Below are 14,386 nucleotides of genomic sequence, written 5' to 3'. Positions count from 1 at the left end.
TGTGCGCCATGGAAAGCCAGGGCCGCGACGTGAAGATGGATGAGCGCCGGGTCGAGGGCTATCGCAACTTCGCGACCAAGCTGTGGAACGCCGCGCGCTTCTGCATGGCGAACGGCATTACCGGCAGCACCAGCGTCGCTGCACCTGCGGCAACCAGCGCGGTCAATCGCTGGATCATCGGCGAAGTGGTCGAAACGGTCGCTGCGCTGGATCAAGCGATGGCCGACTTGCGCTTCGATGCCGCCGCGAACACGGTCTATCACTTCGTGTGGGACCAGTTCTGCGACTGGTACATCGAGCTCATCAAGGGCAGCTTTGACGACGAGACCCGCGCCGTCGCGGGCTGGGTGCTCGATCAGATCCTCGTCATGCTGCATCCGTTCATGCCCTTCGTGACCGAAGAGCTATGGCATGCGCTGGGTGAGCGTTCGGCAGAGCTGATCGTGGCGGAATGGCCCGCGCCTTTGGCCAGCGTCGATCCTGCCGCAAAGGCGGAAGTCGAGTGGCTGATCGCGCTAGTTTCCAACTTGCGCGGCGCCAAGAACGAGCTGGGCATCACCCCCGGCGCGCGGCTCGAAGCCTATCTGCCCGAACCGAGCGACGCGACGCGCGCGATTATCGAGGCAAACCCAGCTGCAATCGAGCGGCTTGCCCGGCTTAGTGCGATCCACTTCGCTCCGGCGCCTGCGGGCGCTGCCATGCAGATCGGTGCAGGCGATGCCAGCCTGATCGTGCCCCTCGAAGGCGTGATCGACATTGCCGCCGAAAAGGCCCGCCTCGAAAAGGCGCTCGCCGCGTCCGAGAAGGAAGCCAAGTCGCTCGAGGGCCGCCTCTCGAACCCAGCCTTCGCCGAAAAGGCCAAGCCCGAAGCGGTCGAGAAGGCCCGTGCCGACCACGCCCACCACCGCGCCGAGGCAACCCGCCTTGCCGCTGCATTGGCGCGCCTCGGATGAGCCTGACCCTTGCCACGATGGCGCCGGAGGAGCCCGAAATCTTCCCCTCGCTGCAGGGCGAAGGCCCTTCGGCGGGGCGGCCTTGCGTGTTCGTGCGGCTCTCGCGCTGCAATCTGGCCTGCCGCTGGTGCGACACCGCGTACACCTGGCGCTTCACCGGCGATATCCGCCCGCACCGCGATGATGTGACGTTCGAGCGGGTCGACAACCAGATCACGCTCGACGTGCGCGAGGTGGCCATGCGCATTCTCGCGCTCAGGCCGACGCGGCTGGTGATCACCGGGGGCGAACCGCTGCTGCAGGCTCCGGCGCTTGGCCGGCTCATCCCCATGCTCAAGGAAGCGGTCCCTGCGCTGGAGGTGGAGATCGAGACCAATGGCAGCGTCCCGCCGCCCCACGCGATCACCCAGCTGGTCGATCAGTTCAACGTAAGCCCCAAGCTTTCACACTCAGGCAATGCCGAGAACCTCGCCATTGTGCCCGATCTGATGCGCGAATGGGCGGCGAGCCAGAAGGCGTGGTTCAAGTTCGTGGTGGGCAGCGAAGACGACCTCAATGAAGTCGCCGAATTGCAGGCGCTTTACCACATTCCGCCTGAGCGGCTGTTCCTGATGCCCGAGGGCACCTCCAGCGAGGTGCTCCGCGAGCGGTCAAAGTGGCTGGCTGGCGCTGCGCTCACGCACGGCTGGCGCTTTACCGACCGGCTGCACATCCACCTTTACGGCGATACGCGCGGGACCTGAGCCGCACGCATAAGCCTTCCAATTCCCGCTCACCCTGAGCCTGTCGAAGGGTGCTGGCGCAACGTTAGCGCTGTTATGCTTCGACAAGCTCAGCATGAGCGGTTTGGGAATTGGGCTGCAATCCTTCTGAGCCGCGGCTCAGAACGGGATATCGTCGTCGAGATCATCGCCGAAACCGCCGGCGGGCGAACCGCCGCCGCCCTGATTCCAGCCGCCACCGGACGAGGCACCGCCCGAACGACCGCCGCCGCCGCCGGAGGAGCCGCCTTCGTTCCAGCCGCCGCCCGAGCGCTGGCCACCACCGCCGCCCATGCCGCTGCCGCCCGAACCGCCCTGCGGACCATCAAGCATGGTCAGCGAACCGCCGACGCCGACCGAAATCTCGGTCGTGTAGCGGTCATTGCCGGACTGGTCCTGCCACTTGCGGGTGCGCAGCTGGCCTTCGATGTAGACCTTGCTGCCCTTCTTCAGATAGCGTTCGGCCACGCCGACCAGCCCGTCGGACTGGAGCACGACGCTATGCCACTCGGTGCGCTCCTTGCGCTCGCCGGTGGCCTTGTCCTTCCATTGCTCGCTGGTGGCGATGCGCAGATTGGCGATGCGCCCGCCGTTCTGGAAGCTCTTCACCTCGGGGTCCTGCCCGAGATTGCCGATCAGAATGACCTTGTTGACGCTGCCTGCCATTGATTCGCGATCCTGTACCGTGTGAGGCCAAGGCCTAGCCCTTGGCGCCGGTCAGAGCGAGTCTGACTGCGACCATTTCCCACACCTAACCCAGCCCGCAGGCCACCGCGATCCAGTACGTGATGCCCGCCGCCACATAGGCAAGCCCGAACAGGTAAGTGAGCATGAAGGCGGGCCAGGTCCACCCGTTGGTCTCGCGCCGGGTGACCGCGATGGTCGACATGCATTGCGGCGCGAAGACGAACCAGGCGAGGAAGGCGAGCGCGGTGGCCAGGCTCCAGTGCGATTTGAGCTGGGCGCCCAGCGCTTGGCCCTGCGCGGCATCATCGCTGGCGCCCACGGCGTAAGTCGTCGCCAGCGCGCTGACGGCCACTTCGCGCGCGGCCATCGCGGGAATCAACGCGAGCGCGATATCGCGGTTGAAGCCGATCGGTTCGATCACCACGGCAAGCCCGTTGGCAACATGCCCCGCGACCGAGGCATTGACCTGATCCTGCGGATTTTCCGCGCGCGGGAAATTGAGCAGCAGCCACAGCACCACCGTGACGCCGAAGATCATCGTTCCCGCGCGGCGCAGGAAGACATAGGCGCGCTGCCACAGCCCGAGCGCGAGGTCTTTCACTGTCGGCAGCTGGTACTTGGGCATTTCCATGATGAAGCCCGATGCCGCGCCTTTCGTGATCGTCCGGCGAAGTAGCAGCGCCGCGCCCATCGCGCCCAGCACGCCGAAGACATAGAGCCCGAACAGCACGAGGCCCTGCTGGCCGATGCCCGGCAGCACCTGGGCGTTGGGCACGAAGGCGGCGATGATTACTGTATAGACCGGCAGCCGCGCCGAGCAGGTCATCAGCGGGGCGATCAGGATCGTGGTCAGGCGGTCCTTGGGATCGGTGATGCTGCGCGTCGCCATGATCCCCGGCACCGCGCAGGCAAAGCTGGAGAGCAGCGGGATGAAGCTGCGGCCCGAAAGGCCGACGCCCGCCATCGCGCGGTCCATCAGGAAGGCGGCGCGCGCCATGTAGCCGGTCGCCTCCATCGTCAGGATGAAGAAGAACAGGATCAGGATCTGCGGCAGAAACACCACCACCGAGCCGACGCCCGCGATCACGCCGTCGGTCAGGAAATCGCGCAGGAGCGATGCGGGAAGCGCGCCGCGCACCGCATCACCGAGGGCGGAAGCACCGCCGTCAAGCGCATCCTGCAGCGGCGCGGCCCAGCTGAAGACGGCCTGGAAAACCACGAACAGCAGCGCGAGGAGGATCGGCGGGCCGAGCCAGGGATGCAGCAGCACCCGGTCAAGCTGCGCATGGATGCGGTGCTGCGCAGTTTCGGAAAGGATCGCCCCGCGCGCCATCTGGCGGGCCAGCATGCGTCGCTCAGGTGCGGTGACATGGGGACGCGGTGCAGGTGCCTGATCCGCCGGCGCGTCGCGCAGCGCAGCAACCGCCGCGATGAGTTCGGCCAGCCCGCGCCGCCGCACCGCCACGGTCGGATAGACCGGAACCCCCAGCGCCGAGGATAGCGCACCGGCATCGATCACCAACCCGTCGCGCTCGGCCAGGTCCACCATGTTGAGCGCGACGACCACCGGCCGGCCAAGCTCGATGATCTCCTGCGCAAAGACCAGATGCTGTTCGAGGTTCGAGGCATCGAGCACGATCACCAGCACGTCGGGCTGCGTCTGCCCGGCCATGCGGCCCATGATCACATCGCGGGTGACTTCCTCGTCCGGGCTCGAAGGATTGAGGCTGTAGGAACCGGGCAGATCGACCAGTTCGACCGGTTCGCCGCTCGGCAGCAACATGCGGCCGGATTTGCGCTCCACCGTCACGCCCGGATAGTTGGCGATCTTCTGCCGTGCGCCGGTCAGCGCATTGAACAGCGCGCTCTTGCCCGCATTGGGATTGCCGACCAGCGCGGCGATCATGGTCTGGCGGGTCATGCTGCGGGCACCGCCATGAGTTCGACTTGCATCGCCCGGGCATGCACGCGCCGCAGCGCCACCGTCATCCGGCCGATCTCGATCGCGAGGGGATCGCGCCCAAGAAACACGCCGCGATAGGCGAGCCGCACTTCAGCGCCTTCCTCGATCCCCAGCGCCTTCAATCGCTGCGCCTCTTCAGGCACGAGCGCATCCCAATCGGCGGAAATGATCCGCGCGGGCGCGCCAAGGGGGAGTTCGTCGAGTGTCACCTGCCGAGCGCTGCCACAGCGCCCGCGTCATTGCAAGTCATTCGCAATAACTGTTTGTGATCACCGCGCCGGATAGCGCAGCCGGCCAAGCAGACGGGTCACGCTGAAGGTCTCGTCCGCCGGCTTAGCGGTAAAGCGCGCCTTGGCTTTCTCGAAGCGCATGATGCCGTCGATTCGGCGGGCGAGGAAGGCGCGGGTCTCCTCGCGGTCCTCGCTCTTGTCTTCGGCCATGACCGCCAGAGTCGCAGCGTAGATCGAGCCGAGGATCGCGCGCTTGGTATAGTGGTTGTAGTCGGTCGCGGTATCACCCGCGAGCCGCCACATCGCATCCGCGCTGCGCCAGGCAAGCTTCGTCGCGGCGGGCACGTTCCACGGTTTGGCCATCTCGATCAGCGCGCCGCGCAGCGCTTCCTCGCGCCCGGCAATCTGGTCGAGCCGGAAGGTGACGAGCGCGGTGATCCGCTCGCGCACTTTCATGGTTGCGAGGTGCTCGGCCGGCAATGCCTCGGCCATCGCGCGGTCGATGCTGCCCGCCCACGCGGTGATCATCGCCATCGCCGCCGATTGTCCGCCCTCGCCCTGAAAGGCGAAGCGCGCCGCAGCGGGATCGATCCCGGCGATCTCGGCGGCCTCGTTCACCGCTGCTTCGGTCCAACCGTCGAACGCGGCGGCTTCGGCGATATGCGGGGCAAGGCTGAGGCGAAGGTCCTCGAGCGAAAGGTCGGCAGTTGCTGCGTCGATCATGGTCCGTCCGTTCAGAACGAGGGGCCGTAGGTCTTCTTCTGACCCGCCGCGCCCCCCTTGGCCGAATTCGCGATCTCGTTTGCGACCGCACTGTCCTTGCCATCCAGCAGCGCATAATCGCGCGCGGACCGGCCCGAATTGTCCGGACGGTCCGGATTGGCACCGGCCTTCAGCAACAACCGCACCATGGCCAGATCGCGCCGATGCACGGCGGTGATCAGCGGCGTTTCCCCGGTGTTGTTGGGCTCGTCCACCTTGGCGCCCGAGGTGATCAGGTAATCGACCCCCTCGATGAAGCCGAGATTGCAGGCCAGCACCAGCGGCGTTGTGCCCCTGGCATCGCGCACGTTGACGTTGGCCCCGTGCGAGACGAGGAACTGCATCCACGTCAGGTCTCGCCGTGCGGTCACGATGTGCAGGCCGCTCTCGCCGGTGCTGACATCGCGGGTGTTGACGATCTGGGTCCCCGGCTCATTGAGCGCGTCGGTCACCTTCTGGCCGTCCTTCTTGCGCACGGCTTCGAGGAATTTGTAGCTTTCGGAGAACTGCGCATGCGCGGGGAGAGCCGCGCCCAGCGCGCCCAGCAGCGCGGCGGCGGCCAGCCCTGCGCGAAGCCCGCGTGCGATCACCGTCCTGTCCCTCATCACGTCTGCCCCGTCCTTCTCGATAAAGCGCGCACTCTGCTCGTCGTGCAGCAGAGTCGCCCCTTGCAAGCCGCTGGTTAGCAGAGCATGAACCGCCGCGCCATGGACCCCAAGAGACCTATTCGTGCCCGCTTGCGCACCGCCCTCGCGGCTTCCGCGCTTCTCCTGCTATCCGCATGCGGCGGCGCATCCAGCGAACCGCCGCCGCTTGAAGGCGCAGCCATCGGCGGCGATTTCACGCTGGTCGACAAGACGGGCAAGACGGTGCGCGCCGCTGATTTCAACGGGCGCTACACCACGCTCTATTTCGGCTATTCGTTCTGCCCCGATGTCTGCCCGCTCGATGTGCAGGTGCTGATGCAGGGCTATCACCGCTTCGCCAAGGCACATCCCGATCTCGCGCCCAAGGTCGTTCCGCTGTTCATCACCATCGACCCCGCGCGCGACAAGCCCGAGGTCGTCGGCCAGTTCGCCGCGCATTTCGGCAAGGAGCTCATCGGCCTCACCGGCAGCGAGGCGCAGATCGCGCAGATCGCCAAGTCCTACGCGGTCTATTACAAGAAGGGTCAGGGCACTGGCTCTAACGACTATCTGATGGATCACAGCCGCGCGGCCTATCTCATGGGGCCGCAAGGCCAGCCGATCGCGCTGCTGCCGGTCGACAAGGATGCGAATGCCGTGGCTGACGAACTCGCCAAGTGGGTGCATTGAGGCGCTGATGCCCGGCTCGCTGCCCTCTTCCGGCCGTTTCTGGGACAAGCCGATCGAGGCGCTGACCCGCGATGAATGGGAAGCGCTGTGCGACGGCTGCGGCAAGTGCTGCCTCCACAAGCTGGAAGACGAGGACACCGGCGAGGTCCATCACACCAACGTCGCCTGCCGCCTGCTCGATCTCTCCACCGGGCGCTGCTCCGATTATCGCCACCGCAAGGCGATGGTGCCCGATTGCCTGCGCCTCACCCCCCGGCTGGTTCGCGAAGTGCCCTGGCTGCCTGCGACCTGCGCCTATCGCCTGCGTGCGGACGGCAAGCCCCTGCCCGCCTGGCACTACCTTGAATGCGGAGACCGCGAGGAAGTGCGCCGCACCGGCCATTCGGTGATCGGCCGTGCGGTGAGCGAAGTGCTGGCTGGCCCGCTTGAGGAGCATATCGTGCCGGATGGCCTGGCCTTCGGGGCGAAGGACGCATGATCTCGCTGCCGCGCCTGCTAACTCGGGGACGCGCGGCGCGCCCAGCACCGCCGCCCCGCACGCTGATGGTGGGAGACCGCGAATTGCCAGTGGTGATCCGCCGCCTGCGCACCGCGCGCCGCATCACCTTGCGCCTTGCTCCCGATGGCAGCGAGGCACGCATCTCGATGCCCGAATGGGGGCGCAGTGCCGATGCCTTGCGCTTTGCCGAGCAGCGCCGCGACTGGCTGGCCGCCCAGCTTGAGCGCATCCCGCCCCCGGCGCGGATCGAGCCCGGCTGCACACTTACCGTTCGCGGAGAGGCGCTGAGGGTCGAATGGCGACAGGGTGCCCCGCGCCGCCCGGCAATCACGGACGGCCAGCTTTTGCTGGGCGGTCCGGCCGATGGCATGGAGGGCCGCCTGCGCCGCTGGCTCGAAGCCGAAGCGCTGCGGCTGGCGGGCGCCGACCTTGCCCACTACTGCGCCCGCGCCGGTCAGCCGGTGCCGAAACTGGCGCTGTCGCGCGCGCTCCGCCGCTGGGGCAGCTGCAGCAGCCGCGGCGTGATCCGCATCAACTGGCGGCTGGTCATGGCCCCCGATTTCGTGCGCCGCTCGGTCGTCGCGCACGAAGTGGCGCACATGACCCACTTCGATCACAGCCCGGCATTCCACGCGCATCTCGACGAGATTTACGAAGCGCCGATCGAGCATGCCAATCGCTGGCTCAAGGCGGAGGGGCGCGGCCTCTACCACCCCTTCGGTTAGTGGACACGCCAGGCACTGGCGCAGGACCGCACCACGCTCTATCTAGGCTGTCATGAAAGAATTTTTCCGCAACGTCTCCCCGGTGCGCGCCGCCAAGGACCTCTGGCAGATCCTCGGCGCGCCGAGCGAGTACCGCCTGCGATCGCTGGCGCTGGCGATGCTGGTCACGCTCGGGATCTTCTCGGTTATGTGGCAGCAGGGCGGCCGCGGCCTGCCGCGCCCGCCCGAGGTGATCTATTTCGAAAGCTGGCGCGCCGACCGCAGCGATGCCGAAATCATCGCCGGCAATATCGAGGCAACGAAGAAAGCCCGCGCCGAAGCTGCGGCCGAGCAGGCGCGCGCCGACGATGTGCGCAAGATGTACAAGGCTGTCGGTGCCGCCACCGGCCTTGATACCGAGGCGATGGACCGCCAAGCGCAAGCCGAGCGCGAGGCCGAAGCCCGTGCTGCGGCGGCGCGCGACAAGGCGCTGCTCGACCGGCTGGTAGTGAAGCCAACCGCCGCCCCCGCACCCTCGACCGCCAAGGCGCCCTGAACCCGGTGGCCTTCAGTGATGCCGACTGGCTGGATGCCGCCGCTGCGCTGGCCGCGCGCGGCCGCCCGCTCAGCAGCCCGAACCCTGCTGTCGGCGCGCTGATCGTCAAGCATGGCCGCGTGATCGGGCGCGGCTGGACCCAGCCCGGCGGCCGCCCTCATGCAGAGGCGCAGGCCTTGGCGCAGGCCGGGGCCCAAGCGCGCGGTGCCACGGCTTACGTCACGCTCGAACCCTGCGCCCACGATAGCCCGCGCGGCCCTGCCTGCGCGCACAGCTTGCGCGATGCCGGGCTTGCCCGCCTGGTGATCGGTTGCGCGGATCCCGATCCGCGCACCGCCGGCGCGGGAATCGCGCTGCTGCGCGAAGCGGGCATCACGGCGGAGCTGGTCCCCTCGCCTGCCGCCCTGCGCTCGCTTGAAGGCTACCTCACCCGCGCCCGGCTCGGCAGGCCGCACACGACGCTCAAGCTCGCCACCTCGCTCGATGGCTGCATCGCGATGGCCGATGGCACCAGCCAGTGGATCACCGGCCCCGAAGCGCGCGCCCACGGCCATGCCATGCGAGCCCGCTGCGATGCCATCCTCGTCGGCGGCGAGACGCTGCGCGCCGATTCGCCCCGGCTCGATGTGCGCCTCCCCGGCCTCGCAGCGCGCAGCCCCGCACGCTGGGTACTCACGCGCGGAACCGCGCCTGAAGGCTGGCAGGCCATCGCCGATCCGGCGGAAGGCCGCTTCGGCGAGGCGCAGTATCTCCTCATCGAAGGCGGTGCGGGCGCTGCCGCCGCTTTCCTCGCCGCAGACCGCATCGATCGCCTAATGCTCTACCGCGCCCCCATCCTGATCGGCGCAGGCCGGCGCGGCCTCGGCGATATAGGGCTTGCCTCCTTGGGCAGTGCCCATGGCCGCTGGGCGCTGACAGACCGGCTGCAGCTTGGCAGCGATACGCTCGACGTCTACGACCGGACCCGCTGAAGGAGACCACAGACCCATGTTCACAGGCATCGTCACCGAAGTCGGCCGCATCCGCGCCATCGCCACCAAGGGCGATACGCGCGTGACGATTGCCTGCGCAATGGACCCGTCGAAGATCGCCATCGGCGCCTCGATCGCCTGCTCGGGCGTCTGCCTGACCGTCGTTGATCGCGGTGGCACGGCGGGGGACAGCTGGTTCGCGGTTGACGTCTCGGGCGAGACGATCAGCCGCACCGCCCCGGCGCAGTGGCACGAACATGCCCCGCTCAATCTCGAACCCGCGCTCAAGCTGGGCGACGAACTCGGCGGCCACATCGTGACCGGCCACGTCGATGCCGTGGGCCGTGTCGTCTCGGTAGATCAGACCGGCGGCTCGTGGCACGTGGTCGTGGCGGCCCCGCCCGAACTGGCACCCTACATCGCGGCCAAAGGCTCGATTACCGTCGACGGCGTCTCGCTCACCGTCAACGATCTGGCCGACCAGCCGGACGGTGCGTGCCACTTCATGCTAAACATCATCCCGCACACCGCCGAAGTGACCACGCTGGGCACGCTCGCGCCGGGCCGCGAAGTGAACCTCGAGATCGACGTCCTCGCCCGCTATCTCAAGCGGATGCAGAGCCTGGCATCGGCAAGCTGATGAGCCGGCGCGCTTAACCCGCGATGTCGCGCAGCGCGCCGATGAAGCTCTCGATATTGCCGGTCGTCAGGCCCGCGATGTTCACGCGGCCCGAGCCGGCCATGTAGACGCCGTGCTTCTCGCGCAGCGCCATGATCTGCTCGCCCGAAAGCGGCAGCATCGAGAACAGGCCCTTCTGGTGCCCGAGCGGTGCCATGTTGATCGGCCCGATCTGCTGCGCGGCAGCCAGCCGCTCGCGCACTTCGGCCATGCGCGCGCGCATCGCGGTGAGTTCGTCGATCCACTGCGCGGTGAGCGTGGCATCACCCAGGATCAGCCGCACCGCCGCCGCACCGTGATCGGGCGGCATCGACCAGCTCGCGCGCGCGATCGTCGCGCCATTGCCCATGGCATTGGCAAGCGCCGCGGCATCGCTCGTCACTGCATAGAACGCACCGACACGGTCGCGATAGAGGCCAAAATTCTTGTCGCAGCTGTAGGCGACCAGCGCTTCCGGCACAGCCGCAAGCACCTTGCGCAGGCCATAGGCATCGGCTTCCATACCGTCGCCCAGCCCCTGATAGGCAAGGTCGATCAGCGGCAGCACGCCCGAGGCGGCCACCATCGGCGCGATCTCGTCCCACTGCGCCGGCGTGTAATCGACGCCGGTGGGGTTGTGGCAGCAGCCATGGAGCAGCACGACATCGCCCGGCGCGGCATCGGCCAGCGCCGCGCGCAGCGCCTCAAGGTCGGCAGTGCCATCCGCCGTCATGTGCTTGAAAGTCTTGAGCTCCAGGCCCACCGCCGCCACAATCTGCGCGTGGTTGGGCCACGAAGGCACGCCCATCAGGATCCGCTTCGCACCCGCGCGCGCGGCCACTTCCACCGCAAGGCGCACCGCGCCGGTGCCGCCGGGAGCCTGCATCCCCTCGACGCGGCTGCGGTCGAAATCGGTGCCGAACACGTAAGGGATCAGCGCATGGACAAAGCCCATGTCGCCCTCAGGCCCCAGATATGCCTTGGAATCCTGCGTTTCGAGCAGAATGCGCTCGGCCGCCTTGATCGCGCCGAACACCGGCGTGTCGCCGTCTCCTGTGCGATAGACGCCCACACCAAGGTCGATCTTGGTCGGCCGGGGATCGGCGTTGTGGAGCTTGATCAGCGCAAGCAGCGCATCGGCGGGCTGGGCGTTCAGGGTCTCGAGCATGGGCGCGCCTTTGCCCCCAAACCGCGCCGGGCACAAGGGGCTGTGGGCATGCACTAATCGCTCAGAACGGCATCCACTTCTGGGTGCGGCTGAACTTCATGTAACCCGCATTGACCCCGAGCCGCAGCCCCGCGCCGAAGCGCACCGGGATCACCACCACATCGCCGCGCCGCAGATAGCTCACATTGAAGCCGCCGACGAAATAGGCCTGCCCTTCGCCTGCACCGAAACGCTTGAACAAGTCCTCGGAGTCATTGAGGTTGTAGACGAGCACGAAGGTGTTCGCCGCATTGGCGCCAAGGTCGAAGCCCACCGAAGGCCCCGTCCAGTACACAGGCCGTTCGCCCTCGATCTTGTGGTGCAGCGTGCCCGAGCCATAACGCAGCCCCACGACCACCGCGCCGCCCGCCTCGCGCCCTGTGATATAGGCATTGGGCTGGCCCTGCTTTTTGAGGATGTCCTGGATCATCAGCGCCAGGCCCTTGGCACCCTTGCCGAACACGCCCTCGGCCGCACCGATGAGATCGTCCTCGCGGTAGGTCGTGCCATCTGCGGCAGTGCCCTTGGCTACACCGGCCGCCGGCGGAATCGAGGCCATGCCCGGCCCCGCCGCCGCACTGCCTGCAGCAGGGGAGGAAAATGCCGGATCGCCCGAGCTCGTCGTTCCAGCAGGTGCAGCCGGCGCGCTTGGCGAGGGTGCCGGCTGAGCAGGAGCCGGCGGAAGTGCTTGCGAACCCGGCTTTGCCGGCAAGTCTCCATCGATCGCAGTGTTGGGATCGATCTGCTGTACCTGCGCCTGCGCACCGGCGCCCAGCACCAGTCCCAAAGCGGCAAGCGCGATCGCGATGTTCCGGCTCAGTTTCATCACCCAATTCCTATCCTGCGGCCGTTTGCCGGTTCTTCGGCGCCGATCACCCGGCACCAGCGCTTGGGCCAGACCCTTTGTCACCCTATCAGACCCTCATCTCTTCCCCCGGCACAATGAACCGGCGATGAGCCGAGTCGATTTCACGCCGAGGCGAATCCCGGACGTTTGCCGGAATCGCGACCGCAAACACCGCAGGAAGCCCCTTGCCGCCCCCCCACTCCCTCGCTATAGCGCCCCCTCGCCGCTGCGATCCGGAGACGTGGGTGAGTGGCTGAAACCAACGGTTTGCTAAACCGTCGTACTGGGATTACCGGTACCGAGGGTTCGAATCCCTCCGTCTCCGCCAGAACACGCTTTTCAGCGATCCCCCAAGAACTATCGCGAACACCACGAAAGCCCGGATTTTTCCGGCTTTTACGTAGATTTCGCGTTCACTGACGGTCACTGAAAATCACCTGAAGCCAGCCTCTAAACTATGGCTAAAACTATGGCTGGCTCCGCCTAGCCTAAGCTGCTAAACTTCGAAAACCATGCCCTCGCGCGCGCGTAACAAGCTTTCGGCTACGCAGGTGGCCGCACTCAAGGAACCCAACGTCTACTCCGACGGTGGCGGCCTCTACCTCCGGGTCCGAGAGTCAGGCCGGTCATGGTTCTTCATCGGTACGTTGGACGGCAAGCGAATCGAGCTTGGGCTGGGATCAGCGCTCGATGTCTCGCTGGCGAAGGCCCGGAAGCGAGCCGAGGAAATCCGCGAGATGCTGGTCGACGGCGTCGATCCCCGAGTTGAACGAGCCAAAGCCAAGATCAAGGTCGAGGAAAAGCCGGTCGTCACCTTCGGCGTGTTTGCCATGGAACTGGTCGACGACATTCAGGAAGGTTTCAAGAACCCGAAGCACCGCCAGCAATGGCGCAGCACCCTCAAGGCATACGCCAAGCCCCTGTTCGACGTGCCGATCGACCAGATCACCACCGAGCAGATTTTGAGCGTTCTACAGCCGATCTGGCTCACCAAGGCTGAGACTGCTTCCCGCCTGCGCGGTCGGATTGAACGCGTATTAGATGCCGCCAAAGCAAAAGGCTTGAGGTCGGGCGAAAACCCAGCGCAGGGCCGTGGCCACCTCGACCTTCTGCTGCCCAAGCGCAGCAAGGCATCGGTCAAGCATCACCCAGCCCTGCCCTTCGCGAAGATGAAAACCTTCATGACCAGCCTGAGCAAGCGACCCGCCGTGGCAGCGCGTGCGCTGGAGTTCCTCATTCTCACCGCCGCGCGATCAGGTGAGGTACGCGGCATGACCTGGGGTGAAGTCAACCTTGAGGATAAGCTGTGGACTGTTCCGGCAGAACGCATGAAGGCCGAGGCCGTTCATGAGGTCCCGCTCAGCGAAGCTGCCGTTGCGATCCTTGAGGCGGTGAAGGAAGACGGCCTTAAGCCGACCGATATTGTATTCCCCGCACCGCGAGGCGGCGCGCTTTCCGACATGGCTCTTTCGCAACTTCTCAAGCGCATGAAGCACGGCGACATCACCGTACACGGCTTCCGCTCGACCTTCCGGGATTGGGCAGGTGAAAAGACCCAGTTTGGGCGGGAGGAAGTGGAAATGGCTCTTGCCCACACCGTCGCATCCTCCGTGGAGCGAGCCTACAGGCGCGGTCGCGCACTGGAAAAGAGACGAGATTTAATGGCGGCCTGGGCAGCGTTCTCTGGCAAATGACGACTAGATGTCGCCATTGCTCCATTGTGGCGTGATCGTCAGGATCTTTCAGAAGCAGACGTCCGAACGTCTTGACGCTGCCGCCCTACAAGCGCCCCATCAGCGGAAATCCGGGGTCCTATGGCTTGCAAATTCCGACGCCCGGTCACGTTGGAAATTGCGGCCCAGCCTTCCTGCAACCGCTTCGCCAAGACATCGCGGAGCGGATGATAAACGTCGTCGCTCTTTGACTTCCTTCAGGAGTCGAGTTCGTAGTACGCCTTCTTAGCGTTGAACCCTTTGAAGCGACGATGGTAACCATGCTTTCCGAAGTGCCTAAGCGTTCTCATGAAGCGGCCCGTGTTGCGCGCCTGCTTCGGCAGTGCTGGTTTGCCAAGTCTGATATGACGTAAATGTGTGATAGCCCGGTGATACTCTGCTCTCTTGTGGTCGTCGAAGGTGACATAGATGGTATCGCCGATTAGAGCGGTTTCCGTTCATTCCGGTTCATAGCCGCATGATTTGAAGTAGTTGGCGCATTCGTCTGGCTGGAAGATGTCGACGAGCCTGCCGATCAGGTCCCACAACCCGCTGACGGT

General features: G+C 66.1%; 16 protein-coding genes, 1 tRNA gene and 1 pseudogene. 10 read left to right on the top strand and 8 right to left on the bottom strand.

Translation table 11 applies throughout. The annotated features are described in order from the left end of the window. On the top strand, positions 1-953 hold a 953-nt coding region (locus Q0071_RS18120; protein ID WP_298172876.1), incomplete at its 5' end, for a class I tRNA ligase family protein. Further along, positions 950-1,696 carry a 7-carboxy-7-deazaguanine synthase QueE gene (locus Q0071_RS18115; RefSeq protein ID WP_298172874.1) on the top strand — a complete coding sequence of 249 codons (747 nt, stop codon included), beginning with the start codon at positions 950-952 and terminating at the stop codon, positions 1,694-1,696. The genes Q0071_RS18120 and Q0071_RS18115, both read left to right, overlap by 4 nt. 138 nt (positions 1,697-1,834) lie before the next feature. Here Q0071_RS18115 and ssb read toward each other — a convergent pair whose 3' ends face one another. The 5 genes from ssb to Q0071_RS18090 form a co-directional block, all read right to left on the bottom strand. After that, positions 1,835-2,380: a single-stranded DNA-binding protein gene (gene ssb, locus Q0071_RS18110; RefSeq protein ID WP_298172872.1), complete on the bottom strand. Its 546-nt coding sequence runs from the start codon at positions 2,378-2,380 to the stop codon at positions 1,835-1,837. Positions 2,381-2,465: 85 nt separating this feature from the next. After that, a complete protein-coding gene (locus Q0071_RS18105) occupies positions 2,466-4,322 on the bottom strand; it encodes a ferrous iron transporter B (protein WP_298172869.1) in 1,857 nt (618 codons plus the stop codon). Next, the gene (locus Q0071_RS18100) at positions 4,319-4,573 is read right to left on the bottom strand and encodes a FeoA family protein (protein ID WP_298172866.1); all 255 of its coding nucleotides are present in this window, start codon (positions 4,571-4,573) and stop codon (positions 4,319-4,321) included. The genes Q0071_RS18105 and Q0071_RS18100 overlap by 4 nt, the downstream gene beginning before the upstream one ends. A gap of 60 nt (positions 4,574-4,633) precedes the next feature. Beyond that, entirely contained in the window at positions 4,634-5,317 is a 684-nt protein-coding gene (locus Q0071_RS18095) for a COQ9 family protein (RefSeq protein ID WP_298172863.1), read from the bottom strand. An 11-nt stretch (positions 5,318-5,328) separates the two neighbouring features. Then, positions 5,329-6,030, bottom strand: coding sequence for an ankyrin repeat domain-containing protein (locus Q0071_RS18090; RefSeq protein WP_298172860.1), 702 nt, complete (start codon positions 6,028-6,030; stop codon positions 5,329-5,331). Between the two features lie 18 nt (positions 6,031-6,048). Here Q0071_RS18090 and Q0071_RS18085 point away from each other — a divergent pair, with 18 nt between their 5' ends. From Q0071_RS18085 to Q0071_RS18060, 6 genes are read left to right on the top strand one after another with little or no spacing between them, the layout of a single operon-like run. Beyond that, a complete protein-coding gene (locus Q0071_RS18085; RefSeq protein WP_298172857.1) occupies positions 6,049-6,672 on the top strand; it encodes an SCO family protein in 624 nt (207 codons plus the stop codon). 7 nt (positions 6,673-6,679) lie between these two features. Further along, positions 6,680-7,150 (top strand): YcgN family cysteine cluster protein, encoded by a 471-nt coding sequence (locus Q0071_RS18080; RefSeq protein WP_298172854.1) that lies wholly within the window; start codon positions 6,680-6,682, stop codon positions 7,148-7,150. After that, positions 7,147-7,896: a SprT family zinc-dependent metalloprotease gene (locus Q0071_RS18075; protein ID WP_298172851.1), complete on the top strand. Its 750-nt coding sequence runs from the start codon at positions 7,147-7,149 to the stop codon at positions 7,894-7,896. Before Q0071_RS18080 ends, Q0071_RS18075 begins: the two co-directional genes overlap by 4 nt. 52 nt (positions 7,897-7,948) lie before the next feature. Continuing rightward, a complete protein-coding gene (locus Q0071_RS18070; RefSeq protein ID WP_298172849.1) occupies positions 7,949-8,431 on the top strand; it encodes a hypothetical protein in 483 nt (160 codons plus the stop codon). Beyond that, entirely contained in the window at positions 8,428-9,402 is a 975-nt protein-coding gene (gene ribD, locus Q0071_RS18065) for a bifunctional diaminohydroxyphosphoribosylaminopyrimidine deaminase/5-amino-6-(5-phosphoribosylamino)uracil reductase RibD (protein ID WP_298172879.1), read from the top strand. The genes Q0071_RS18070 and ribD overlap by 4 nt, the downstream gene beginning before the upstream one ends. 16 nt (positions 9,403-9,418) lie before the next feature. After that, positions 9,419-10,042, top strand: coding sequence for a riboflavin synthase (locus tag Q0071_RS18060; protein ID WP_298172847.1), 624 nt, complete (start codon positions 9,419-9,421; stop codon positions 10,040-10,042). A gap of 13 nt (positions 10,043-10,055) precedes the next feature. Here Q0071_RS18060 and Q0071_RS18055 read toward each other — a convergent pair whose 3' ends face one another. Together Q0071_RS18055 and Q0071_RS18050 are read right to left on the bottom strand one after the other, a co-directional pair. Continuing rightward, complete coding sequence (locus Q0071_RS18055; protein ID WP_298172845.1) at positions 10,056-11,228, bottom strand: aromatic amino acid transaminase; 1,173 nt, start codon at positions 11,226-11,228, stop codon at positions 10,056-10,058. 61 nt (positions 11,229-11,289) lie between these two features. Beyond that, positions 11,290-12,093 carry a DUF1134 domain-containing protein gene (locus Q0071_RS18050; RefSeq protein WP_298172843.1) on the bottom strand — a complete coding sequence of 268 codons (804 nt, stop codon included), beginning with the start codon at positions 12,091-12,093 and terminating at the stop codon, positions 11,290-11,292. A 256-nt stretch (positions 12,094-12,349) separates the two neighbouring features. Here Q0071_RS18050 and Q0071_RS18045 point away from each other — a divergent pair. Both Q0071_RS18045 and Q0071_RS18040 read left to right on the top strand, forming a co-directional pair. Beyond that, a tRNA-Ser gene (locus Q0071_RS18045) sits at positions 12,350-12,442 on the top strand. Between the two features lie 184 nt (positions 12,443-12,626). Further along, entirely contained in the window at positions 12,627-13,808 is a 1,182-nt protein-coding gene (locus Q0071_RS18040; protein WP_298172841.1) for a site-specific integrase, read from the top strand. Between the two features lie 476 nt (positions 13,809-14,284). On the opposite strand, the pseudogene Q0071_RS18035 reads toward Q0071_RS18040, so the two are convergent. Further along, positions 14,285-14,386 (bottom strand): annotated as a pseudogene (locus tag Q0071_RS18035) (IS630 family transposase); the annotation flags it as partial.

Source organism: Novosphingobium sp. (assembly GCF_027486195.1).
In the GTDB taxonomy this organism is placed as follows: Bacteria; Pseudomonadota; Alphaproteobacteria; order Sphingomonadales; family Sphingomonadaceae; genus Novosphingobium.
The sequence above is the reverse complement of the archived record's forward strand: the minus strand, read 5'-3'. Positions and strand labels throughout refer to the sequence as shown.